The sequence below is a fragment of the Candidatus Magnetominusculus xianensis genome, from assembly GCA_001541255.1.
Lineage (GTDB): Bacteria > Nitrospirota > Thermodesulfovibrionia > Thermodesulfovibrionales > Magnetobacteriaceae > Magnetominusculus > Magnetominusculus xianensis.
On the sequence record LNQR01000078.1, the window covers coordinates 1 to 20,512 of the forward strand.

Annotated in this window: 37 protein-coding genes; 36 read left to right on the forward strand and 1 reads right to left on the reverse strand. The window is 46.9% G+C overall.

Translation table 11 applies throughout. From position 1 onward, the window contains the following. The 34 genes from ASN18_RS11095 to ASN18_RS11260 all read left to right on the forward strand — a co-directional run. Positions 1-136: EF-Tu C-terminal domain-related protein (locus ASN18_RS11095; RefSeq protein ID WP_492208001.1), on the forward strand; the 136-nt coding region annotated here is incomplete at its 5' end. Positions 137-140: 4 nt separating this feature from the next. Further along, positions 141-446: a 30S ribosomal protein S10 gene (gene rpsJ / locus ASN18_RS11100; protein WP_085052813.1), complete on the forward strand. Its 306-nt coding sequence runs from the start codon at positions 141-143 to the stop codon at positions 444-446. A gap of 32 nt (positions 447-478) precedes the next feature. Beyond that, the gene (rplC, locus tag ASN18_RS11105; RefSeq protein ID WP_085052856.1) at positions 479-1,120 is read left to right on the forward strand and encodes a 50S ribosomal protein L3; all 642 of its coding nucleotides are present in this window, start codon (positions 479-481) and stop codon (positions 1,118-1,120) included. 35 nt (positions 1,121-1,155) lie between these two features. Further along, the gene (gene rplD / locus ASN18_RS11110) at positions 1,156-1,809 is read left to right on the forward strand and encodes a 50S ribosomal protein L4 (protein ID WP_085052814.1); all 654 of its coding nucleotides are present in this window, start codon (positions 1,156-1,158) and stop codon (positions 1,807-1,809) included. Continuing rightward, positions 1,784-2,074, forward strand: coding sequence for a 50S ribosomal protein L23 (gene rplW, locus ASN18_RS11115; RefSeq protein WP_085052815.1), 291 nt, complete (start codon positions 1,784-1,786; stop codon positions 2,072-2,074). Before rplD ends, rplW begins: the two co-directional genes overlap by 26 nt. Positions 2,075-2,077: 3 nt before the next feature. Then, positions 2,078-2,896 (forward strand): 50S ribosomal protein L2, encoded by an 819-nt coding sequence (rplB, locus tag ASN18_RS11120; protein WP_085052816.1) that lies wholly within the window; start codon positions 2,078-2,080, stop codon positions 2,894-2,896. 27 nt (positions 2,897-2,923) lie between these two features. Continuing rightward, on the forward strand, positions 2,924-3,211 hold the full coding sequence (gene rpsS / locus ASN18_RS11125; protein WP_085052817.1) for a 30S ribosomal protein S19: 288 nt from the start codon (positions 2,924-2,926) through the stop codon (positions 3,209-3,211). Positions 3,212-3,215: 4 nt separating this feature from the next. After that, positions 3,216-3,575: a 50S ribosomal protein L22 gene (gene rplV, locus ASN18_RS11130; RefSeq protein ID WP_085052818.1), complete on the forward strand. Its 360-nt coding sequence runs from the start codon at positions 3,216-3,218 to the stop codon at positions 3,573-3,575. A 14-nt stretch (positions 3,576-3,589) separates the two neighbouring features. Next, entirely contained in the window at positions 3,590-4,234 is a 645-nt protein-coding gene (gene rpsC / locus ASN18_RS11135; RefSeq protein ID WP_085052819.1) for a 30S ribosomal protein S3, read from the forward strand. Between the two features lie 156 nt (positions 4,235-4,390). Beyond that, entirely contained in the window at positions 4,391-4,810 is a 420-nt protein-coding gene (rplP, locus tag ASN18_RS11140) for a 50S ribosomal protein L16 (protein WP_085052820.1), read from the forward strand. Continuing rightward, positions 4,807-5,064 (forward strand): 50S ribosomal protein L29, encoded by a 258-nt coding sequence (gene rpmC / locus ASN18_RS11145; RefSeq protein WP_085052821.1) that lies wholly within the window; start codon positions 4,807-4,809, stop codon positions 5,062-5,064. Before rplP ends, rpmC begins: the two co-directional genes overlap by 4 nt. Continuing rightward, positions 5,057-5,302 (forward strand): 30S ribosomal protein S17, encoded by a 246-nt coding sequence (gene rpsQ / locus ASN18_RS11150; RefSeq protein WP_085052822.1) that lies wholly within the window; start codon positions 5,057-5,059, stop codon positions 5,300-5,302. Before rpmC ends, rpsQ begins: the two co-directional genes overlap by 8 nt. A gap of 1 nt (position 5,303) precedes the next feature. Beyond that, positions 5,304-5,672 (forward strand): 50S ribosomal protein L14, encoded by a 369-nt coding sequence (gene rplN / locus ASN18_RS11155; protein ID WP_085052823.1) that lies wholly within the window; start codon positions 5,304-5,306, stop codon positions 5,670-5,672. Positions 5,673-5,728: 56 nt separating this feature from the next. After that, on the forward strand, positions 5,729-6,046 hold the full coding sequence (gene rplX, locus ASN18_RS11160; RefSeq protein ID WP_085052824.1) for a 50S ribosomal protein L24: 318 nt from the start codon (positions 5,729-5,731) through the stop codon (positions 6,044-6,046). Between the two features lie 5 nt (positions 6,047-6,051). Further along, positions 6,052-6,594 (forward strand): 50S ribosomal protein L5, encoded by a 543-nt coding sequence (rplE, locus tag ASN18_RS11165; protein ID WP_085052825.1) that lies wholly within the window; start codon positions 6,052-6,054, stop codon positions 6,592-6,594. A 39-nt stretch (positions 6,595-6,633) separates the two neighbouring features. Continuing rightward, positions 6,634-6,819 carry a type Z 30S ribosomal protein S14 gene (locus ASN18_RS11170; RefSeq protein WP_085052826.1) on the forward strand — a complete coding sequence of 62 codons (186 nt, stop codon included), beginning with the start codon at positions 6,634-6,636 and terminating at the stop codon, positions 6,817-6,819. Positions 6,820-6,831: 12 nt separating this feature from the next. After that, positions 6,832-7,224, forward strand: a complete 393-nt coding sequence (gene rpsH / locus ASN18_RS11175) for a 30S ribosomal protein S8 (protein WP_157072948.1) — start codon at positions 6,832-6,834, stop codon at positions 7,222-7,224. 22 nt (positions 7,225-7,246) lie between these two features. Beyond that, positions 7,247-7,789 carry a 50S ribosomal protein L6 gene (gene rplF / locus ASN18_RS11180; protein ID WP_085052828.1) on the forward strand — a complete coding sequence of 181 codons (543 nt, stop codon included), beginning with the start codon at positions 7,247-7,249 and terminating at the stop codon, positions 7,787-7,789. A 22-nt stretch (positions 7,790-7,811) separates the two neighbouring features. Further along, the gene (gene rplR / locus ASN18_RS11185) at positions 7,812-8,171 is read left to right on the forward strand and encodes a 50S ribosomal protein L18 (protein WP_085052829.1); all 360 of its coding nucleotides are present in this window, start codon (positions 7,812-7,814) and stop codon (positions 8,169-8,171) included. A 41-nt stretch (positions 8,172-8,212) separates the two neighbouring features. After that, complete coding sequence (gene rpsE / locus ASN18_RS11190; RefSeq protein WP_085052830.1) at positions 8,213-8,740, forward strand: 30S ribosomal protein S5; 528 nt, start codon at positions 8,213-8,215, stop codon at positions 8,738-8,740. A gap of 2 nt (positions 8,741-8,742) precedes the next feature. Next, on the forward strand, positions 8,743-8,925 hold the full coding sequence (gene rpmD / locus ASN18_RS11195) for a 50S ribosomal protein L30 (RefSeq protein ID WP_085052831.1): 183 nt from the start codon (positions 8,743-8,745) through the stop codon (positions 8,923-8,925). Between the two features lie 70 nt (positions 8,926-8,995). After that, a complete protein-coding gene (gene rplO / locus ASN18_RS11200; protein WP_085052832.1) occupies positions 8,996-9,460 on the forward strand; it encodes a 50S ribosomal protein L15 in 465 nt (154 codons plus the stop codon). Between the two features lie 42 nt (positions 9,461-9,502). Then, entirely contained in the window at positions 9,503-10,807 is a 1,305-nt protein-coding gene (gene secY / locus ASN18_RS11205; protein ID WP_085052833.1) for a preprotein translocase subunit SecY, read from the forward strand. A gap of 18 nt (positions 10,808-10,825) precedes the next feature. Then, entirely contained in the window at positions 10,826-11,578 is a 753-nt protein-coding gene (gene map, locus ASN18_RS11210) for a type I methionyl aminopeptidase (protein ID WP_085052834.1), read from the forward strand. Between the two features lie 12 nt (positions 11,579-11,590). Continuing rightward, entirely contained in the window at positions 11,591-11,809 is a 219-nt protein-coding gene (gene infA, locus ASN18_RS11215) for a translation initiation factor IF-1 (protein WP_085052835.1), read from the forward strand. A 19-nt stretch (positions 11,810-11,828) separates the two neighbouring features. Continuing rightward, complete coding sequence (gene rpmJ / locus ASN18_RS11220; protein WP_085052836.1) at positions 11,829-11,942, forward strand: 50S ribosomal protein L36; 114 nt, start codon at positions 11,829-11,831, stop codon at positions 11,940-11,942. 9 nt (positions 11,943-11,951) lie between these two features. Further along, positions 11,952-12,326, forward strand: coding sequence for a 30S ribosomal protein S13 (gene rpsM / locus ASN18_RS11225; protein ID WP_085052837.1), 375 nt, complete (start codon positions 11,952-11,954; stop codon positions 12,324-12,326). Further along, on the forward strand, positions 12,326-12,715 hold the full coding sequence (gene rpsK, locus ASN18_RS11230; protein WP_085052838.1) for a 30S ribosomal protein S11: 390 nt from the start codon (positions 12,326-12,328) through the stop codon (positions 12,713-12,715). Before rpsM ends, rpsK begins: the two co-directional genes overlap by 1 nt. A gap of 2 nt (positions 12,716-12,717) precedes the next feature. Continuing rightward, on the forward strand, positions 12,718-13,344 hold the full coding sequence (gene rpsD, locus ASN18_RS11235; RefSeq protein WP_085052839.1) for a 30S ribosomal protein S4: 627 nt from the start codon (positions 12,718-12,720) through the stop codon (positions 13,342-13,344). A 15-nt stretch (positions 13,345-13,359) separates the two neighbouring features. Then, positions 13,360-14,439 (forward strand): DNA-directed RNA polymerase subunit alpha, encoded by a 1,080-nt coding sequence (locus ASN18_RS11240; protein ID WP_085052840.1) that lies wholly within the window; start codon positions 13,360-13,362, stop codon positions 14,437-14,439. A 2-nt stretch (positions 14,440-14,441) separates the two neighbouring features. Then, complete coding sequence (rplQ, locus tag ASN18_RS11245) at positions 14,442-14,858, forward strand: 50S ribosomal protein L17 (protein ID WP_085052841.1); 417 nt, start codon at positions 14,442-14,444, stop codon at positions 14,856-14,858. Positions 14,859-15,127: 269 nt separating this feature from the next. Further along, the gene (locus tag ASN18_RS11250) at positions 15,128-16,492 is read left to right on the forward strand and encodes a sensor histidine kinase (RefSeq protein ID WP_085052842.1); all 1,365 of its coding nucleotides are present in this window, start codon (positions 15,128-15,130) and stop codon (positions 16,490-16,492) included. Positions 16,493-16,496: 4 nt separating this feature from the next. Further along, positions 16,497-17,198 carry a YggS family pyridoxal phosphate-dependent enzyme gene (locus ASN18_RS11255; protein ID WP_236861693.1) on the forward strand — a complete coding sequence of 234 codons (702 nt, stop codon included), beginning with the start codon at positions 16,497-16,499 and terminating at the stop codon, positions 17,196-17,198. After that, on the forward strand, positions 17,125-18,348 hold the full coding sequence (locus ASN18_RS11260; protein WP_085052844.1) for a M20/M25/M40 family metallo-hydrolase: 1,224 nt from the start codon (positions 17,125-17,127) through the stop codon (positions 18,346-18,348). Before ASN18_RS11255 ends, ASN18_RS11260 begins: the two co-directional genes overlap by 74 nt. On the opposite strand, the gene ASN18_RS17230 is transcribed toward ASN18_RS11260, so the two are convergent. Continuing rightward, positions 18,326-18,526 (reverse strand): hypothetical protein, encoded by a 201-nt coding sequence (locus ASN18_RS17230; protein ID WP_157072949.1) that lies wholly within the window; start codon positions 18,524-18,526, stop codon positions 18,326-18,328. The genes ASN18_RS11260 and ASN18_RS17230 overlap by 23 nt on opposite strands. Positions 18,527-18,878: 352 nt before the next feature. Between ASN18_RS17230 and ASN18_RS11270 the strand changes: the two genes are divergently transcribed. Together ASN18_RS11270 and ASN18_RS11275 are read left to right on the forward strand one after the other, a co-directional pair. Further along, a complete protein-coding gene (locus ASN18_RS11270; protein WP_085052846.1) occupies positions 18,879-19,994 on the forward strand; it encodes a glycerol dehydrogenase in 1,116 nt (371 codons plus the stop codon). Between the two features lie 145 nt (positions 19,995-20,139). Continuing rightward, positions 20,140-20,484: a hypothetical protein gene (locus tag ASN18_RS11275; protein WP_085052847.1), complete on the forward strand. Its 345-nt coding sequence runs from the start codon at positions 20,140-20,142 to the stop codon at positions 20,482-20,484. Positions 20,485-20,512 lie beyond the last annotated feature (28 nt).

Sequence of the window (20,512 nt, forward strand, 5' to 3'; positions counted from 1 at the left end):
GGTGATGCCCGGAGATAACATAAGTGTGAAGATAGAATTAATAGGACCGATAGCGATGGAGAAAGAGCTGCGCTTTGCAATAAGAGAAGGTGGCAGAACAGTTGGAGCCGGCGTCGTTACGGAAGTGTTGGAGTAGGACTTTGAACGATAAAATACGAATCAAATTGAGGGCATACGATCACAGACTGCTTGATCAGTCAGTGAAGGAGATAGTGGATACGGTACACAGGACAGGGGCAAGGATAGCCGGGCCGGTGCCGTTGCCGACACATATACAGAAATTTACTGTGTTGCGCTCACCGCACGTCGATAAGAAATCGAGAGAGCAGTTTGAGATTAGAACTCACAAGCGTCTTATCGATATACATGACCCGACGCAACAGACAGTGGACGCGTTGATGCAGCTTGAGCTTGCAGCCGGTGTGGACGTTGAGATTAAATTATAGGGCTGGATTTAGAAGGAAAAACAATGTCTGAAATGAATAGAAAAACAGGAATAATAGGGAAAAAATTGGGGATGACTCAGGTATTTGCCGAAAACGGCAATGTGTCGGTGGTGACACTGATAGAGGCTGGCCCATGTGCAGTAATACAGGTAAAGACAGTAGAGCGTGATGGATACGCTGCCGTGAAGCTGGGGTTTCAGGAGATCATCAAGACAAAGCGGGTAAATAAGCCGATGAAGGGGATGTTTGATAAAATATCGCAAAAGCCGCACAAACTGTTGAGGGAGTTTAGGCTCAACGCTGCAGGCTCTGGAAATGAGCAGGCGCTAAAAGTCGGTGATGTGGTAACGGTGGCGGGCTTTGCAGTTGGTGATGTTGTCAAGGTAAGCGGTAAAACCAAAGGCAAGGGGTTTCAGGGAGTAATGAAAAGGCATAATTACAGGGGCGGGCCTGGGTCGCACGGGTCGATGTTTAACAGGGCGCCTGGCTCAATTGGAGCAAGCTCGTTTCCATCAAGGGTGTGGAAGAATACGGGGCTGCCTGGTCACATGGGGGCAGTGCGTGTGACAGTAAGCAATCTCAGGGTAATAGACGTAAAACCGGAGCAGAACTTGTTAATAATAAAAGGTGCAGTGCCGGGTCCGACCGGTAACATAGTGGAAATAACAAAATAATGACAAAATATGAGGATAAAGGTTAGAAGGGCGATATGTTGGAGATAGAGATAAAAGATATAAATAACAATGCAGTTGGCAAGCTGGAATTGCCGGAAGAGGTCTTTGGGCTTGAGGCCAGGAAGGATATATTGCACGCAGTGGTGGTCAACTATCTGGCAAACCAGAGGCAGGGTACACATGCAACAAAGACCAGAGGTCTGGTAAGAGGCGGTGGTAAGAAGCCGTGGAAGCAGAAACACACAGGCCGCGCAAGGCATGGAAGTTCAAGGTCACCGCTGTGGAGGGGTGGAGGTACGACGTTTGGCCCGCAGCCCCGCGATTATTCATATAAGGTGAATAAGAAGCTCAGGAGGCTTGCGCTGAGGACTGCGCTGTCAGTGAAATTCTCGAGCAATGAGCTGGTGGTTATTGACGATTTAAAGTTAGAGCGCCCGAAGTCGGCGGATATAGTAAAGATACTAAACAATCTGAACCTGCTTCTCAGTAGTAAGATACTGATAGTGCTGCCGGACAAGGATGACAATGTAGTACTCTCAGCCCGCAACATCGTGGGTGTAGACGTAGTGAGGGCAATGGATTTAAACACATACGATGTGTTGAACCACGGCATGGTGCTAATGACAAGCGGCGCAATTACGGCAGTAAAAGGAATAAACGGCGATGAAAGACCTGTACTCGATAATTAAAAAGCCCCTGTTCACTGAAAAGGGCACATATTTAAAAGAAAACGGCGGGAAGCTGTTGATTGAAGTGGCAAGGGATGCCAACAAAATAGAGATAAAAAGGGCCTTCGAGGAGATATTTAAGAAGAAAGTTGATAAGGTATCGACAATGATGCGGCCATCAAAGTGGAAGAAATATGGCAAGTTTGTTGGTAAAACTCAGGAAAAGAAAAAGGCGATTGTAACTCTGAAAAAGGGCGAGACGCTAGACTTTATAGAAGGTGTATAGAGAATGGGAATAATAAGATATAATCCGACATCACCGGGCAGAAGGTTTCAGACTGTATCGGATTTTGCGAATCTGACAGTAGACAAGCCGCATAAGCCGCTGTGTGCGACAAAGAAAAAGACCGGCGGCAGAAACAATCTTGGGCGTGTCACTGCATGGCACCGCGGCGGCGGAGGCAAGAGGCACTACAGGATAATAGATTTTAAAAGGGATAAGATGGGTGTACCGGCAAAGGTAGAGACCATTGAATATGACCCGAACAGGTCGGCGCGCATAGCGCTGTTGAAGTACGCAGACGGGCAGAGGCGCTATATAATCCTCCCCGAGGGCCTCAAAGTCGGCAGTGAGGTAACAAGCGGCTCAGACTCAGAGATAAAGGTTGGCAATGCCCTGCCGCTCAAAGATATACCATTAGGTACGGTAATCCATAATGTGGAGATACGAAAAGGCCAGGGCGGAAGGCTGGTAAGGAGTGCTGGGTCATCTGCGCAGCTTGTGGCAAAGGACGCCAAATACGCACAGATAAAGCTCACGTCATCTGAGGTAAGGCTCATACCAATAGATTGTATGGCTACAGTAGGGCAGGTAAGCAACGCCGAACATGAGAATGTCTCAATAGGCAAGGCTGGACGCAACCGCTGGATGGGAAAGAAGCCGACAGTGCGTGGTGTGGCGATGAATCCAATAGACCACCCGCTTGGCGGAGGCGAAGGAAAGAGTTCCGGTGGAAGACCCCCCTGCAGCCCATGGGGCAGACCTGAAGGTGTTAAGACAAGGAAAAATAAAAGGACCGACAAATACATAGTGAGAAGAAGAAAGTAATAGGGAAAGTGAATAAGAGGTGAAAAGATGCCAAGATCGGTAAAAAAAGGTCCGTTTGTAGATGACAGCGTGCTGAGGAAAGTGAAGAAGATGACAGACTCAGGCGAAAAAAAGATAATAAAGACATGGTCAAGACGCTCGACCGTAATACCGGATTTTATAGGGATCACGTTTGCTGTACATAACGGGAAGAAGTTCATACCTGTATACGTATCGGAGAACATGATAGGTCATAAACTGGGAGAATTTGCACCGACGAGGGTCTTTAAAGGACATTCAGGAAGTAAAAAAACTACTGCCGTGAAGGGTAAATAACACTATGGAATCAAAAAAATTGAGCGCAGGCGAGGTTAAATCGAAGGCCATACACAGGTATGCCAGGATAACGCCCCAGAAGGCCAGGCGGGTTGCAAAGCTGATAGTTGGAAAAGACGCAGCGACGGCAACAGTGATGCTGAAGTTTATGCCATACAGGGGCGCTAAGTTGGTGGGTAAGATTCTCAAGTCTGCAATGGCAAACGCAGAGCAGAAAAATGCGGCAGAACCAGAGAAGATGAAACTCATAAACGTGTTAGTAGACCAGGGGCCTATGATGAAGAGGATGATACCAAGGGCAATGGGCAGGGCAAATATTATAAAGAAGAAGACGAGCCACATAACAGTGGTTCTGTCCGAATAGCGCGGAGGTGGTTTTTGGGCCAGAAGACACATCCAACAGGTAACAGGTTGGGAATAATAAAGACGTGGGATTTCCGCTGGTATTTAAAACACGGTTATGCACAGCAGCTCCATGAAGACCTGTTCATAAGCGGCTTTATAAAGGAGAAGCTCTACCACTCCGGCATCGGCAAGGTTGAAATAGAAAGAGCCGGTCAGAAGATAAAGATAATTATCCATACGGCGAGGCCCGGAATCATAATAGGCAAAAAGGGTGCAGAAGTAGAGAATCTTAAAAAGGCAGTCGAGGCATCGATTAACAAGCAGGTAAGCATAGACATAAAGGAGATAAGAAAGCCGGAACTTGACGCGCAGCTTGTGGCGGAGAATATTGGCATGCAGATAGAAAAGAGGGTGGCCTACCGGCGTGCAATGAAGAAATCAGTGCTGTCATCGATAAGATTTGGGGCGCTTGGGGTAAAAATAGCATGTGCAGGAAGGCTATCAGGCGCAGAAATCGCAAGGACAGAGTGGTATAAAGAGGGCAGGGTGCCGCTGCATACGTTTAGGGCAGATATAGACTACGGCTACGCGCGCTCAAAGACGACATATGGAATAATCGGCGTAAAGGTGTGGATATATAAGGGCGATATACTGCCTGATGCGAAGGCATCAGCCTGATATGGAAGCGAAGGCATCAGCCTGATATGGAAGCGAAGGCATCAGCCTGATATGGAAGCGAAGGCATCAGCCTGATGATGGATGTGAAGGCGTCAGCCTGACATGATAAAGATGACAAATATTAAGCATAGAGCGGGTAGATAAGGAGCAGCCGAGATGTTAATGCCGAAGAAGGTTAAGTACAGGAAGATGATGAAAGGCAATATGAACGGCAAGGCCGCAAGGGGGGCAGATGTTGCCTTCGGAGATTTCGGATTGAAGGCGCTTGAGCCGGGCTGGGTGACGAGCAGGCAGATAGAGTCGGCAAGAATAGCCATCACAAGACACGCTAAACGCGGCTGTAAGCTCTGGATAAGGATTTTCCCCGACAAGCCGATTACGAAAAAGCCCGCAGAGACAAGAATGGGTAAGGGAAAAGGGAATCTTGAGTACTGGGTGGCGGTAGTTCAACCCGGTAAGATAATGTACGAAGTGTCAGGAGTAACCGAAGAGATAGCAAAAGAGGCGCTAAGGCTGGCCTCATATAAGCTTCCCATAGCAGTGAAGTTCGTAAAGAGAGAGGAGCCTGTAATATGAAGGTAAAAGAGCTGAGGAATCAAACATTAGACGAACTCAACGTGAAAGAGCAGGAGTTAAGGAAGGAACTCTTTAACCTGAGATTTCAATCGGCCACAGGCGAGATACAAAACCCGCGCAGAATAAGACAGATAAAGAAAGATGTGGCAAGGGTTCTGACGTTAAAAACAGAAATGGCCCCAAAAAATAACCCCCAAAATAACCAAAAGAGTAACCCAGAGAATAGCAGGGGTGTGAGGAAGGTAGATGCCTAAAAAAGTCTATACAGGAACAGTAACAAAGGATCTCATGGATAAGACGGTCACAGTTGCAGTAAGCGAGCTGACGCAGCATCCATTATATAAAAAGACAATTAAAAGGACAAAGAAACTAAAGGCCCACGATGAAAAGAATGTGTGTAAGAAAGGCGATCAGGTTACGGTGATGGAATCAAGGCCGATAAGCAAGTCAAAGAGCTGGGTCGTCATAAAGCGGACGGAACAAGGAGCATAGAATGATACAGGTAGAGACTGAACTTGATGTTGCCGATAACTCCGGCGCAAAGTTGGTGAAATGTATAAAGGTACTTGGCGGGAGCAGGAGAAGGTACGCTCGAATTGGCGATATCATAGTGGTGGCCATAAAAGAGGCAATCCCTGAGAGCAACGTCAAGAAAGGCTCCAAGGCAAAGGCCGTAGTGGTCAGGACAAGGAAAGAGACGCGCAGGGCTGACGGTACATATATAAGATTCCAGCAAAACGCGGCAGTGCTGATAAACGCGGCAGGCGAACCGATAGGTACAAGAATATTCGGTCCTGTTGCCAGAGAGCTGAGATGGAAGGAATTTACGAAGATAATATCTCTGGCGCCGGAAGTACTATAGCCAGAAGTAATATACTATGAGACAGACGCCATATTATAAAAAGTGTGAGGGATGACATGGGCTTAAGCATAAAAAAAGAAGACACAGTGGTAGTGTTGACAGGCAAAGGGAAAGGCAAAAAGGGTCGTGTCATTGTGACAAGTCCGAAGGACGAGACGGTTCTTGTTGAAGGCGTCAATATGATGAAAAAGCACATGAAGCCCAATAATCAGTACAAACAGGGCGGAATTATAGAAAAAGAATCCCCGATACATATATCAAAGGTAATGGTAATATGCTCGAGGTGTTCAAAACCTACGAGGATAGGCAATGTAAAGCTCGACAGCGGGAAGAAGGTTCGTGTCTGTAAGAAATGCAAGGAGGTCATGGATTAACGGCTATGTTACCCAGGTTAGAACAAAAATATAAAGAAGAGATAATACCAGCCCTGACAAAGGCGTTTTCATACAGGAATGTGATGGAAGTGCCGAAGCTGCAAAAGATAATATTAAATGTTGGGCTAGGCGAGGCGATTCATGACATAAAACTCCTCGACAGCGCGCAAAAAGAACTCGACATGATTGCCGGGCAGAAATCAGTCGTGACGAAGGCTAAGAAGTCCATAGCAGGGTTTAAGCTGCGTAAAGGGATGCCGATAGGCTGCATGGTAACGCTGCGCGGCAGCAGGATGTATGAGTTTTTAGACAGATTCATTAGTCTTGCCCTGCCAAGGATAAGGGACTTTAAGGGTATCTCAGGAAAATCTTTCGATGGAAGAGGGAACTATTCGGTCGGGATAAAGGAGCAGTTCATATTCCCTGAGATAGACTACGACAAGGTAAACATGGTGCATGGCTTGAATGTGGTGATTTGCACCTCAGCCGGTAAGGATAAAGAAGGGAAGGCGCTGCTGAAGGAATTCGGAATGCCTTTCAGGGATTAAGATATTGTATGAGATTAAATTCGGGGCGATAGGGGTAATATGGCAAAGACATGTTTGATAGAGAAGAATAAAAGGAAGCCGAAGTTTGAAGTAAGGACATACAACCGGTGCCAGTTATGCGGCAGACCGAGGGGCTATCTGAGGAAGTTCGGGATGTGCCGTATATGTTTTAGGATGCTTGCATTGCAAGGAAAAGTGCCCGGCGTAATAAAATCGAGCTGGTAGGGGTGAGATGATATGATGACCGATCCGATAGCGGACATGTTGACAAGAATGAGAAACGCAATTATGATAAAGGCGGAAAAGGTGGATGTGCCTGCCTCGAGGATTAAGCTGGAGATAGCGAAGCTGCTAAAAGAAGAGGGCTTTATTCGGGCATATAAGATACTAAAGGACAAGAAGCAGGGAGTGCTGAGGATTTCACTAAAGTATGTTGAGAGCAAGAGCATCATAACCGGCCTCAAGCGTGTAAGCAAACCCGGACGCCGTGTCTATGCCGGATATAAAGAAGTCCATGAAATCATGGGCGGCGTAGGGATAGTAATAATGACAACCCCGAAGGGGATATTAACAGACAGCGTGTGCAGAAACGAGAAATTGGGCGGAGAGGTAATCGCCTACATCTGGTAGTATATAAAAGGAGAACAAAGAGATGTCCAGGGTAGGGAAGAAGCCAATTGAGATACCAGGCGGGGTAACAGTGACGATCAATGGCAGCGCAGTAGCCGTGAAGGGCGCAAAGGGCGAGTTGAGCTGGAGCGTGCCGGATTTGATGAAACTGGTCATTAACGGTAATATCCTGACTGTGGAGAGGGCCGGAGACACAAAGAACGAAAGATCACTTCATGGTTTGACAAGGAGCTTGTTAAGCAGCATGTGCGAAGGGGTTTCAAAGGGGTTCACACGGGATATGGAGCTGGTAGGAGTAGGATACAGGGCGCAGGTAAAAGACGACAAGATAGAGTTCGCCATGGGATATTCACATCCCGTAATATTTCAACTACCCAAGGGAATCACGGCGGAAGTCGATAAAAAGCAGACAAAGCTGACACTAAGAGGCATAGACAAGCAGCTCTTAGGACAGATGGCAGCAAATATAAGGGGCATAAGACCACCCGATGCCTACAAGGGCAAGGGGATAAGATATGCCAATGAGTCAATAAAGCTAAAACCTGGTAAGACGGGGACAAAGTAATGCTGAGTGAGGTCTTGAGTTAATGATAGAGAAAATTGAGCTAAGACAAAGAAGACACAAGCGGGTAAGAAAGAAAGTTACCGGTACTGAGGAAAGGCCGCGCCTGACGGTGTACAAGAGCTTAAGCCACATGTACGCGCAGATGATAGATGACACCAAAGGTCAAACGCTTGCACATGCCTCAACCCTTGATAAGTCGTTAAAGACTGAGACAGGCCATAAGGGTAACGTCGCGGCGGCAAAAAAAGTCGGTGCATTGATAGCGCAAAAGGCAAAAGAAAAAGGCATAAGCAAAGCGGTATTTGATAAAGGCGGGTTTAAATATCACGGCAGGGTCAAGGCCCTTGCCGAGGCCGCAAGAGAGGCCGGACTTGAGTTCTAATATGACAGGTGAAGACATGGCGGCAGTAAACAGGAGGCATAGTGGGTAGAATAGATCCGGGTGAGCTGACACTTCAGGAAAAGGTAATCTTTATCAACCGTGTCGCAAAGGTAGTGAAGGGTGGACGGCGGTTTTCCTTTAGTGCCCTCGTAGTGGTAGGAAACGGAGAGGGAATCGTAGGAATCGGCAAAGGTAAAGCAAACGAAGTGCCAGAGGCAATAAGAAAGGCAGTTGAAAAGGCAAAGAAATCATTATTTAAGTTTCCGATGAAGGATGCGACAATCCCACACAGAATCACTGGTCACTATGGAGCTGGCGTAGTGGTGTTAAACCCTGGCAGAGAGGGCACTGGCCTCATCGCGGGTGGCCCTGTAAGGGCGGTTCTGGAGGTTGCCGGTATACACAATGTAGTGGCAAAGTCTATAGGAAGTACAAATGCCTTTAACGCAGTGCGGGCGACATTCAACGGGCTGTCCCTTTTGAAGGACCCGGAGGTAGTGTTAAAACTAAGGGGACGGGGCGAGGACTCAACCCGTGATACTGCAAAAGATGCAGTAAAACAGGCTTAACTATGGTTAAGATAACCCTTATGAGAAGTTACGAAGGATTAAACGAGAGAATGAGAGATACGCTGAGGGCACTTGGGCTGAGAAAGCGCCATATGACAGTGATAAAAAAGAAGAATCCGGCAATAGACGGTATGCTGAGAAAGGTGTCCCATCTGGTAAAGGTTGAGACGGTTGAAGCAGCTTAACCGGTGCCAGCGCTGATGTGACCGTGCAAATTGACGCAGGTTCACGATAGGATATGGAGGTTCAATAACTGTGAGATTAGATGAGCTAGCCCCTAAAGAAGGCAGCACAAAGGCAAACAAAAGGGTAGGACGCGGCTGTGGAAGCGGACACGGCAAGACGGCCTGTAAAGGACACAAGGGCCAGAAGGCACGCTCAGGCGGCGGTGTAGCACGCGGTTTCGAGGGTGGGCAGATGCCCCTGCAGCGCAGACTGCCAAAGCGTGGTTTTAAAAACCATCCGTTTAAGGTAGAATGGGCAATCATAAACCTTAAGGACATAGAGGATAAGATAGAATCGGGCGTCATAGATGCTGGTGTTGAGGTGACCCCTGAGCTGTTATATAAGTATGGTATAATAAAGAAGCTGCGCGCCGGACTAAAGGTACTGGCAACCGGAGAGTTGAAACGCCCGGTTGTTGTAAAGGCCAATGTGTTCAGCAAAAAGGCAGCAGAGAAAATAACCGCATCAGGAGGTCAGGCCGTCGTTTTAGCTTAAAGACTGGCTTGAAGGGTATATGGATATGCTGAGGATTAACTATTGAGTGTTTTAAACAGTATTCAGAATATTTTTAGAATAGAGGAACTGAAAAAAAGGCTGTACTTTACGTTTGCACTCCTGACCGTATATAGGATAGGCGCTCACGTACCGACCCCTGGGATTGACGGCGAACAGTTGAGTAAGTTTTTGACAGACAAGGGCGGCGCCTTGATGGGGTTTTTCGATATGTTCTCAGGCGGTGCGCTCTCCAGAGTGACCATCTTTGCGCTTGGCATTATGCCATATATCAGCGCGTCGATTATCTTCCAGCTTCTGACTGTCGTCATTCCGGCTATTGGAAAACTGGCAAAAGAGGGTGAGGAAGGCCGCAAGAAGATAACCCAGTACACCAGATACGGCACAATAGTAATAAGTCTGATTCAGTCTTTTGGTATAGCCGTCGGGCTTGAGACTATGGCAAACGGGCAGTTTATCCACAACCCTGGCTGGGGTTTCAGGCTGGTTACGATGATTACACTGACGGCAGGGACTACGTTCATCATGTGGCTGGGTGAGCAGATTACGGAAAGGGGCTTAGGAAACGGCATATCCCTGATAATCTTTGCCGGTATTGTGGCAAGACTGCCTGAAGCAGTCATCAACACAGGCAGGCTGATAAAGGCAGGGGAGCTCTCTATCATAGTGATGATAATTATATTCATCATGATGGTCGGCATCATAGCAGGGATTATATACATGGAGCGCGGGCAGAGGAAGATACCCGTGCAGTACGCTAAACGAGTTGTTGGCAGGAAGATGTACGGCGGGCAGAGTACACATCTGCCGCTTAAGATAAACACCTCTGGTGTTATCCCGCCGATATTTGCATCATCGATAATCATGTTTCCGGCAACGATAGCCGGGTTCATAGCCATACCGTGGGTACAGTCCTTTGCAAAGCAGCTTGCCCCCGGCTCACTGGTGCATGACTTATTGTATGTGGCCATGATAGTGTTTTTCTGCTATTTTTATACCGCGATAGTGTTTAATCCGGTTGATATTGCAGACAACTTAAAGAAATACGGCGGCTATATACCTGGGATAAGGCCGGGGAAAAATACGTCAGACTACATATTCAGGGTATTGTCCAGGCTGACATTTGTAGGGGCGATATATCTGTCGGTTGTATGTGTGCTGCCAAGCATGTTGATAAGCAAGTTCAATGTGCCGTTTTACTTCGGTGGGACATCGCTTTTGATTGTCGTTGGGGTAGCCCTTGATACGGTGTCGCAGATAGAGTCGCATCTCCTGACAAGATCATATGACGGCCTTTTGAAAAAGGGAAGGATAAAAGGCAGGAGATAGTTCTAAAAACAGAAGATTGTGATAATAATAAAATCGGATGATGAGATAAACAAGATAGATAGGGCATCAAAAATAGTAGCTGAGACCCTGATACGTCTGGGAGAGGTAATCGCCCCGGGGATAACTACAAAAGATATAGAACTAAAAGCGGAGGCAATAATAAAGAGCAACAAGGCAGCATCGGCATTTAAGGGATACAGGGGGTATCCGGCAAGCCTCTGTATATCGGTCAACAACGAGGTAATACACGGAATACCGTCGAGAAAAAAGGTGTTGAAAGACGGCGATATCGTCAGCCTCGATGTAGGGGTTGTGTTTGATGGATACATAGGTGATGCCGCATGGACATATCCTGTGGGGAAGGTGTCAAAAGAGACGCAGAAGCTGCTGTCTGTTACGAAGGAATCGCTGTACAAGGGCATAGAAAAGGCCAGGGCAAATAACAGGGTGTCCGATATTTCGCATTCAATACAGGTACATGTCGAAGGATACGGGTATTCGGTGGTAAGGGCATTTGTGGGGCACGGAGTGGGAAGGAGTCTGCATGAGGAGCCGCAGATACCGAATTATGGGCTGCCAAATAAGGGGCCAAGGCTGAAAAAGGGTATGGTGCTGGCCATAGAGCCAATGGTAAACGCTGGGGGCTTTGAGGTCGCAGTATTGAAAGACGGCTGGACGGCGGTAACGGCAGACGGCTCGCTTTCAGCGCACTTTGAACATACAGTGGTAGTTACCGACGATGAACCGGGTATTTTAACTCAACTAAACTGAAAATAGGGAAAAATGGCAAAAGAAGATAACATTGAAGTGCAGGGGACGATACTTGAGGCGCTGCCAAATGCAGTGTTCAAGGTGGAGCTGGACAACAAACAGGTGGTAATGGCCTACGTATCCGGGAAGATGAGGATACACTACATAAAGATTCTGCAGGGGGATAAGGTACTGGTCGAGCTGTCGCCATATGATTTGACAAAGGGAAGAATAACATACAGATATAAGTAATCATGGAGGATTTTAGACGATGAAGGTACGATCATCAGTAAAACCGATGTGTACAAAGTGTAAGCTGATAAAGAGGAAAGGAGTTGTCAGAGTAATCTGCGAAAATCCTAAACATAAACAGAGACAAGGATAAGAGGGGTTTATGGCAAGAATAGCAGGCGTGGATTTGCCGAAGAAAGAGAGAGTGGAAATTGGATTGACGAGGATATTCGGAATAGGCAGGGCAACCTCTAAAAAGATAATCGCAGAGACCGGCGTAGACCCGAATGTTAGAGTAAACAACCTGACAAGCGAAGATGTGGCAAAGATAAGGGCAGTAATAGACAGGGACTGCAAAGTAGAAGGCGACTTAAAGAAAGAGATCTCGATGAATATAAAGAGATTAATGGACATAGGGTGTTACAGGGGTCTAAGGCATAAACTGGGGCTTCCCGTAAGAGGGCAGCGGACAAAGACGAACGCCAGGACACGACGCGGGCCGGCAAAGTCTTCGATAAAGAAAAAAGGAGGTAAATAATGCCGCCCAGGAAACGTAAAGGGCCGAAAAAAGAGAAGAAAAGAGTGGCCAACGGTGTAGCACATGTGCAGACGACGTTTAACAATACATTGGTAACAATAAGTGACCAGATAGGGAATGTGCTGGTGTGGTCAAGCGCTGGCAGCCTGGGCTTCAGAGGCTCAAGAAAAGGCACACCCTATGCCGCGCAGATGGCAGCCGACACTGCCGCAAAAAAGGCGATAGAAATGGGGATGAAGCAGATAGATGTGTTTATAAAAGGCCCGGGCGCTGGCAGAGAATCTGCAATAAGGGCAATACAGGCAGCCGGAATCGATATAAATGTAATCAGGGATGTTACGCCAGTTCCGCACAATGGCTGTAAACCTCCAAAAAGGAGGCGTGTGTAACTATGGCAAGATACAGAGATGCACTATGTAAGCTATGCAGACGTGACGGAGAGAAGCTGTTTCTCAAAGGCGGCAGGTGTACTACTGACAAATGCGCAATAGACAAGAGAAAGTACCCGCCCGGTCAGCACGGTCAAAGGAGGGGAAAACTCTCTGACTATGCAGTTCAACTGAAGGAAAAGCAGAAGGTAAAGCGCATATACGGGTTGTTGGAAAAGCAGTTCAGCAAGTATTTTAAGGAAGCGGAGAAGAAAAAGGGCATCACTGGCGAGCTTCTTTTGCAGTTCCTTGAGCGAAGGCTTGACAACATAGTCTATAGAATAGGATTTACGTCAAACAGGAACCAGGCCAGGCAGCTGGTCTTACACGGGCACTTCCGCGTAAACGGCAAGAAGGTCAACATACCTTCTTATAACGTTAAGGTGGGGGATGTCATAGCGGTTCACGAGGCTAGTAAAAAATTAAACGTCTTTGGTGAAAATCTTCAAAGGCAGCAGCACGAAGGAGTTTTGTCGTGGTTGGAGGTAGATTTTGCCGGATATAAAGGCAAAGTTCTGCATGTGCCAAGTAGAGACGATATACCATTGACTGCAAAAGAGCAGTTGATCGTTGAGTTTTATTCAAGATAATTAAACGGAGGCATTATGTTGCTTGAAAATAGTGGGTTTCAGCTGCCGGAAAACGTGTATTTTGAGGAAGAGACGTTTACGGATACGTACGGTAAGCTAATTGCTGAACCATTGGAAAGAGGATATGGCATAACAATAGGGAATGCGTTAAGAAGACTACTGTTGTCTTCTATAGAAGGCGCTGCCATCACCTCTGTTAAGTTTGAAGGCGTGTATCATGAATTCTCAACGATAAAGGGTGTTAAGGAAGACGTTGTACAAATAGTGTTGAATCTCAAAAAGCTCAGATTCAGGCTGCATGGCGATGGGGAGTTAAATGCGTCAATAGATGTCAGCGGCAGCAAGATCATTACGGCAAAGGACATAAAGGCAGACTCAAGGCTGGAGCTGCTCAATCCCGATGCACACATAGCAACGCTGGACAGGGACTCCGAGTTCAAGGCCGAGCTGTGCATCAACAAAGGCAGGGGTTATATTCCATCTGAGGAAATGAATAAAGAAGGGATGCCTCTGGGGACGATAACGATAGACGCTATTTTTACGCCGATAAGAAAAGTTATTTTCAACGTGGAAAAGACCAGGGTAGGTAAGGCAACCGACTATGACAAACTGCTGATAGAGATATGGACAGACGGCAGTATCAACCCTAAGGCCGCCCTTACTAAGGCCACAAAGATACTGACAAAGCATATGAGCTATTTCCTGTTGACTGAAGATGTGGAAGAGGAGATAGAAGAAGTAGCAGACAGGGAAGCAGTTGATGATGAGGAAGAGGCAGCCCCTGTCATTAGTAGTCCCGAACCAGTTGAACCGGCTAACTCGCAAGGCAGAGAATTTAATAGAAATCTCATGAAAACAGTAGACGAGCTTGAGTTTTCTGTGAGATCACAGAATTGCCTGAAAAACGCAGATATAAAGTATATTTATGAACTGGTTCAGAGAAATGACCACGACATGCTGAAGATGAAGAATTTTGGCAGGAAATCTCTTGACGAAATAAGGGAAGTGCTGCTGAGTTTGGGGCTTGATTTTAATTCTAAGATAGATATGGATGCCGTCAGAAGAGAGCTGAAAATAGAAAATGGAGGAGGCTGACCATGCGCCATAAGATAGATGCCAGACATTTTAACAGGCCGACAAATCAGCGAAAGGCATTGTTTAGAAGCCTGATAACTGCGGTGCTGGAGTATGAGAGGATAGAGACAACCTTAATAAAGGCAAAGGCCGTCAAAGGATTAGTAGAAAAGATGGTCACCCTGGGTAAAAGAGGTGACTTACATGCTAAACGTGTAGCGCTTGCAAACATTCCAAACAGGAAGGTTATCGCTAAACTGTTTGCTGAGATCGCACCGCGTTTTACTGAAAGAAACGGCGGGTATCTAAGGATTGTCAGGACACGTAGGAGACTGAAAGACCAGGCGGAGATGGCCGTTTTGGAATTTATAGACTACACCCCCCCTGTACCTGCTGATAAGGCAGGGAAAAAGGATAAAGAGAAAAAGGATAAATCATAATGCAGGATATACTTTGGATTATATTGTTTCTGGCGGCGTGGATTGTCTTGCAGGTGTTTATACTGCCGCGGTTTGGCGTTAGTACCTGAGCGACAAATATTAAGGAGTCGTGCGCTCCTAAAAAAAACGCCAACCAAGACAGTACTAAGACCGGTAGCTAACATTTCGCCGGACATAACGGTTTGAACAGGCCGGTAGGTGGATAACCCGGTGTGCGGGCCGCTTGCCCGTAACCTGTAACCCGTAAATATATGCGTGGGTGAGGATGCGTGGATAGAATATACGAATTAGTAAAGGGCAAGAAAAAAGATTACCGGGCATATAACTTTACGCAGGAACAGGGGGATGCCCTTAAGTCCTTTTTTGATTTGGCTCAGGAGTTGAGCGACATCGAAGACCTGTATCGCTTGTGTGTGGTTGTTCCAAAGGTATTTCTTAATCTGGACTCCAGGCTCTATCTGGCCGGGCCTGCTGGTACAGCCGACCAGAGGTGTGCGAACATGGTGTTGTTTGCCTCGACCGGGGATACTGCCGGGTATAATGATACTGTTCAATACCGGAACTCACCGATGCCGCAGCATATCCTGCCTACTGAAAAACCATACAGATTTAATGATACCCTTATACTGACCATCAGAGGGAAAAAGTTCCAGGCCGACCTATCCCCTACCACTGACAATATCCTGGGGTTTTTAGAGGTATATCCAAATACCGACCTTAACGAGGCCGATGAACTATTCCTTGGTAAGTATGCCAACCGCATAGGATATAGTCTCCACAACAGATACCTGTTGAATAAGAACATCGAACATCTAAAGTTTATACAATCCCTTGTCGCTGACATCGAACATAATATTATCGTCCCAAATATGATATTCAAGCTGTTCCTGCGCAGGCTTAAGGGTAAGATAACCAAGAACACGGAAATAGAAAAACTCCTGATAGCATACGCCATTGAAGAGCAGTGCGACACTATCTGCATAGAACGGCTGCTTGATGAACTTACGGAAGTCAACCGTGGTCTGACAGACGAATTCCAGAGCATCGAGAGGCACTACAAAAGCACAACCCTGTTTCTTGAGACACTGCTTCGCAAGAGCCATTTCGACAAGGGGCACCTGACGCTTCGCACAAAGTCCTGCAACATGCGCCGCGACGTGATACTTCCCCAGTTGGAGAGATTCCTTGAGAGATTCGACGAGATGGGGATTGAGGTTGACGGCAGCGGCTGCGGTGCAGAAGGCGATGAGATAATCAGCGTAGTTGATATTGGGCTGATTGCCCAGGTGTTTGCGAATCTGTTTTCCAATGCCCTGAAATATGCCTCCGTGGTTATTACGCCAGACAGGGAGAATAAGAAGTTTGTGAAGTATGGCCGGGAAATAATAAAGGACTATTTTGGACAGTGTAAGGACGGTGTCAAATTCAGCGTGTTTAGCTCGGGGGCGCATATTAAGCCGGAGGAGAGAGACAGAATCTTCGAAGAGGGTTTTAGAGGCTCAAACGTGGAGCAAAGACCTGGAACAGGACACGGTCTGACGTTTATAAAAAATGCGGTTGAAATACATGGCGGCGTTTTTGGGTATGAGCCTGTGGACTTGGGTAATAGTTTTTATTTTGTCCTCCCAGTATAGCGTCTTGGTAGCAGATAATTTATCAGAAAGGATTTCCAGCGTATTCAGAAGGATATGCCATGCGGCGATGAGGGCAGGCAGGGCTCCTGAATCTGTAAGCCTGGTTGCCGTAACGAAGCATTTTCCAGTCAGCGCAGTTGCTGAGGCAGTTGAGCTGGGGCTGAGGATATTTGGCGAAAGCTACGTTGGTGAGGCCGCAGACAAGCGTGAGACGATTCTTAGGGAAAACCCGCTGTCCTCAGTATCATGGCACATGATTGGTCACTTGCAGAGAAACAAGGTAAAAAGGGCAGTTTCCGTATTTGACTGTATTCATTCCATTGACTCTATAGCCCTTGCCCAAGTGGTAGATGAGTATGCTGCGAAGGCTGGCAAGACGTTGGATGTCCTCATTCAGGTGAAACTCTCTGAGGAGGATACAAAAACTGGAATTGCAGAGGCCGGTGTACAAGCACTAGCAGAGCGAATAAAGGGTTTTAATAAAAATCTCAACCTGATTGGTCTGATGGCAATGCCGCCGTTTTTTGAAGACCCGGAGCAATCGAGGCCCTATTTCAGGAGATTAAGCGATATACGCGACACCCTTGCAGCTCGTGGGATTGAGCTTACAGAGCTGTCAATGGGGATGTCCAATGATTTTGAGACGGCAATCATGGAGGGCGCCACAATGGTACGGGTTGGCAGCGAGATATTTGGCAGCAGATAAGGCAGTCGTTGACGCATGGCGCAGTATAAACCATGCACGGCTCATGGACACATTTATAGGGCTTGTTCACATAAATTCGCCGTCATTTTTTGAACAGGAAATAGCTGTCTGGCTCACAGAGCGGCTGATTGATTTGGGCTTGAGCGTAGAGAATCAAAAATATGATAAATCAATCAACCTGATAGGGCGTAAGGCCGGGACAGTTCGCGGCGCACCAACCATAATATTAAGCAGCCACATGGACACGGTAGAACCTACTAGAGGTTTGATCCCAATGCGCGAAGGCGGGATTATCAGAACCGACGGCAGCACAATACTTGGGGCAGATGACAAGAGCGGCATTGCTGAAATACTTGAGACCCTGCACGTGTTGAAAGAGCAAGACCTTCCGCATGGCGGCATTGAGGTGGTCTTTACGTCTGCCGAGGAGCGTGGTCTCATCGGTGCAGGAGCGCTGGATTTTGATAGTCTGCAAGGGCGGATTGCCCTTGTGCTTGATTGCAGCGGCAGCATCGGCAGGGTTGTCCTCGCTGCCCCGACTCACGACATTTACACAATGCGCATAACTGGCAGGGCGGCGCACGCTGGTATAGAGCCGGAGCGCGGCACAAGCGCGATTAAGGCAGCAGCAAAAATTATTGCCGCAGTGCCGGATGGCCGCATAGACCAAAATACAACGGCAAACATTGGGATAATACAAGGCGGCACGGCAACAAATATCGTCCCAAAGGAAGTAACCATAACGGGGGAGATTCGAAGCCACGATGCAGGAGCCTTAGAAAAGACTAAAAAGACTATATTCGATACCGCCAGAAGGTTATCTAAAAAGAATCAGGTGAAAATAGAAATCGAAGAGAATCGTCAGTACAACGGTTTTCACATAAGCGAGTCAGATGAGTTTGTAGGACTTATTAAAACTGTGTGCGAAGACCTCTCAATAACCCCGGAGTTTATAGTGTACGGTGGCGGCTCAGACGCAAATATTTTTAACAGTCATGGGATAAAATCCCTCGTTATCTCATCTGGGATGCAAATGCCGCACACTACAGAGGAGTACATAAAAGAGGAAGACCTCTCAACAGCCGTCCTCATGCTGCTTGGCACGCTTAAGGCGCTTGCTGCCGGAGTTACTTCACTGCCGTTTGCTTGATATCTGATAACCCCTGCTTTTGGGTTTTTCCCTTAATGAAGTCTTCTATTGCCTCTCTAAGCAGGTTAGCTATCGGTCTCTTCTCCATGTACGCAAAATACCGCAATGCTTCATGTTGTGACTCCTCTACTACCGTAGTGATGTGTACAGGTTTTTTCAACCTTTTAGGTGCTGACATGTGATCCTCCGATTTAGTCCCATCGTTATATTTTATTGGAATGGTTATATTATACGTCTTCATTTTTATTTTCATCGATTTTTCCAGCTCACTATCACAATTAAACATAGCAAACCACGCAATCTTAAGATGCATACATATTTACATAATTATAGCATTACGTATTTCATTTGTCAATAGTATTTTCAATGGTATAACGGCGGTAAAAGAGATTAGAAATAAATCTATCCCCAGCTTGACGAAAGAATATATTAAACAGTAGAATTTCAGGCAGATATCGGCAGAAACTAACAGGGGTGTAATTTGTTGCGTGTCTTGCAGATAGTTTGTATATTGCAAAGGAGAAACTGCTATGAGTCAGATATTTCTTGCACCACGGCGTTACGTCCAAGGAGATGGAGCTGTCCATGAAGCCGGTACACATGCAGCGAGGCTTGGTACCAAGGCATTGCTTACCGGTGGTAAGAGGGCTTTAGCTGCCTGTGGTCAGGCGATTAAATCCAGCCTCAAAGAGAAAAACATCGATTGTTGCCAGGAGCTTTTCAACGGGGAATGCTCAGACAGTGAAATCAACCGGCTGGCAGCCCTCGCAAAAAAAGAGGGCGCTGATTTTATCATCGCTTCTGGGGGTGGCAAGGTCATCGACACGGGGAAAGTAGCTGCCAATCTGCTTAAGGTGCCGGTGATGGTTGTGCCGACAATTGCTGCAACAGATGCCCCGTGTTCAGCAGTGGCAGTGGTTTACACTGATGAGGGCGTTTTCCAGCGGTATGTTGTATTGCCTCACAACCCGGACTGCGTTCTGGCCGATACACGTATAATAGTCAATGCCCCTGTTGAAACCTTTGTCTCCGGTATGGGGGATGCTCTAGCCACTTTCTGGGAGGCAGACACCTGCGCCAGGAGTTGTAAACCCAATGTTCTTACGGGTGGAACTCCTCCCACCCGTTGTGCTGTCTCACTGGGCCGTCTGTGCTACGACACATTGTTGGAATATGGATTGCAGGCCAAACTGGCAGTTGAAAACCACTGTGTTACACCTGCTGTTGAGGCTATCGTGGAAGCCAATACGCTGTTGAGCGGTTTGGGGTTTGAAAGTGGAGGTCTGGCAGGTGCTCACTCAGTACACAATGGCTTTACCGTTTTGAAAAGTACCCATCACAAACTGCATGGTCAAAAAGTCGCCTTTGGAACACTTACACAGTTGGTTATGGAAGGCAGGTCATCGGATGACATTTATGAAGTACTGGATTTTTGTCTCTCAGTAGGGCTGCCTGTTTGCCTGGAGGATTTGGGTATTTACAATCCAACACCAGAAGAAATCCGTAAAGTGGCTGAGGCCACAACAGCTCAGGGTGAAACCATCCATGCAACCTGGTTTGAAGTAACCGCTGACAAGGTTGAATCGGCAATATGGACTGCCTCCGCTATGGCTGTTGACTACAGGAAGAAGAGATTTAATAAATAAAACGGTCGGCTGGCTAAATCTATAAGTTACTTCTGCATCACTGCTTTATCCTGCTTTGTTACCAAAAATATTTGATATAACATGTGTGATAATGTTATCCTTGAGGGTGTTTTTGTAAAGAAAATTTCTTGGCAGGAGGTTCCAGGTGAAAAAACTATTCTTGGTTGTCTTTCTGATTGCCACGATGGTTGTGCCGGTATATGCAGAGCAATTTGAGAAGGACGGTTATATTATCGATGCCGTTGTTACTTCTGAATGCCCTGGTGATATTTGTACGGTTTCTGTTTCCGGTACTGTCTCTGGCAAAAGTAGTTGTATCATACTTACTGTAAGAATCTTTGCTGTAGATAATAATGGCAAAGAAGTGAAAATCAGTGCTGGAACCAGCCGAAGTGAAGGGGCTACGCCGTTAAGTGGTAAAACCTCACTAAAAGGAGCTGGCAGCGCATGGACTATACGAAGCGTTGAAACATCCTGCAATTGTGAGTAAAATCCTTGAACTCTGCTGATACAAGAAG

Excerpts from the sequence above, each read along its gene's own strand:
- rplF (WP_085052828.1), top strand. The coding sequence starts at position 7,247 with ATGTCCAGGGTAGGGAAGAAGCCAATTGAGATACCAGGCGGGGTAACA.
- rplR (WP_085052829.1), top strand. The coding sequence starts at position 7,812 with ATGATAGAGAAAATTGAGCTAAGACAAAGAAGACACAAGCGGGTAAGA.
- rpmC (WP_085052821.1), top strand. The coding sequence starts at position 4,807 with ATGAAGGTAAAAGAGCTGAGGAATCAAACATTAGACGAACTCAACGTG.
- rplC (WP_085052856.1), top strand. The coding sequence starts at position 479 with ATGAATAGAAAAACAGGAATAATAGGGAAAAAATTGGGGATGACTCAG.
- rplV (WP_085052818.1), top strand. The coding sequence starts at position 3,216 with ATGGAATCAAAAAAATTGAGCGCAGGCGAGGTTAAATCGAAGGCCATA.
- rpmJ (WP_085052836.1), top strand. The coding sequence starts at position 11,829 with ATGAAGGTACGATCATCAGTAAAACCGATGTGTACAAAGTGTAAGCTG.
- rpsM (WP_085052837.1), top strand. The coding sequence starts at position 11,952 with ATGGCAAGAATAGCAGGCGTGGATTTGCCGAAGAAAGAGAGAGTGGAA.
- rplN (WP_085052823.1), top strand. The coding sequence starts at position 5,304 with ATGATACAGGTAGAGACTGAACTTGATGTTGCCGATAACTCCGGCGCA.
- rplE (WP_085052825.1), top strand. The coding sequence starts at position 6,052 with ATGTTACCCAGGTTAGAACAAAAATATAAAGAAGAGATAATACCAGCC.
- rplX (WP_085052824.1), top strand. The coding sequence starts at position 5,729 with ATGGGCTTAAGCATAAAAAAAGAAGACACAGTGGTAGTGTTGACAGGC.
- rpsD (WP_085052839.1), top strand. The coding sequence starts at position 12,718 with ATGGCAAGATACAGAGATGCACTATGTAAGCTATGCAGACGTGACGGA.
- ASN18_RS17230 (WP_157072949.1), bottom strand. The coding sequence starts at position 18,526 with ATGTCAGCACCTAAAAGGTTGAAAAAACCTGTACACATCACTACGGTA.
- ASN18_RS11260 (WP_085052844.1), top strand. The coding sequence starts at position 17,125 with ATGATTTTGAGACGGCAATCATGGAGGGCGCCACAATGGTACGGGTTG.
- rpmD (WP_085052831.1), top strand. The coding sequence starts at position 8,743 with ATGGTTAAGATAACCCTTATGAGAAGTTACGAAGGATTAAACGAGAGA.
- infA (WP_085052835.1), top strand. The coding sequence starts at position 11,591 with ATGGCAAAAGAAGATAACATTGAAGTGCAGGGGACGATACTTGAGGCG.
- rplQ (WP_085052841.1), top strand. The coding sequence starts at position 14,442 with ATGCGCCATAAGATAGATGCCAGACATTTTAACAGGCCGACAAATCAG.
- rplP (WP_085052820.1), top strand. The coding sequence starts at position 4,391 with ATGTTAATGCCGAAGAAGGTTAAGTACAGGAAGATGATGAAAGGCAAT.
- ASN18_RS11170 (WP_085052826.1), top strand. The coding sequence starts at position 6,634 with ATGGCAAAGACATGTTTGATAGAGAAGAATAAAAGGAAGCCGAAGTTT.
- ASN18_RS11240 (WP_085052840.1), top strand. The coding sequence starts at position 13,360 with ATGTTGCTTGAAAATAGTGGGTTTCAGCTGCCGGAAAACGTGTATTTT.
- rpsH (WP_157072948.1), top strand. The coding sequence starts at position 6,832 with ATGATGACCGATCCGATAGCGGACATGTTGACAAGAATGAGAAACGCA.
- rplD (WP_085052814.1), top strand. The coding sequence starts at position 1,156 with ATGTTGGAGATAGAGATAAAAGATATAAATAACAATGCAGTTGGCAAG.
- rplB (WP_085052816.1), top strand. The coding sequence starts at position 2,078 with ATGGGAATAATAAGATATAATCCGACATCACCGGGCAGAAGGTTTCAG.
- rpsS (WP_085052817.1), top strand. The coding sequence starts at position 2,924 with ATGCCAAGATCGGTAAAAAAAGGTCCGTTTGTAGATGACAGCGTGCTG.
- rpsK (WP_085052838.1), top strand. The coding sequence starts at position 12,326 with ATGCCGCCCAGGAAACGTAAAGGGCCGAAAAAAGAGAAGAAAAGAGTG.
- rpsQ (WP_085052822.1), top strand. The coding sequence starts at position 5,057 with ATGCCTAAAAAAGTCTATACAGGAACAGTAACAAAGGATCTCATGGAT.
- rplW (WP_085052815.1), top strand. The coding sequence starts at position 1,784 with ATGAAAGACCTGTACTCGATAATTAAAAAGCCCCTGTTCACTGAAAAG.
- ASN18_RS11270 (WP_085052846.1), top strand. The coding sequence starts at position 18,879 with ATGAGTCAGATATTTCTTGCACCACGGCGTTACGTCCAAGGAGATGGA.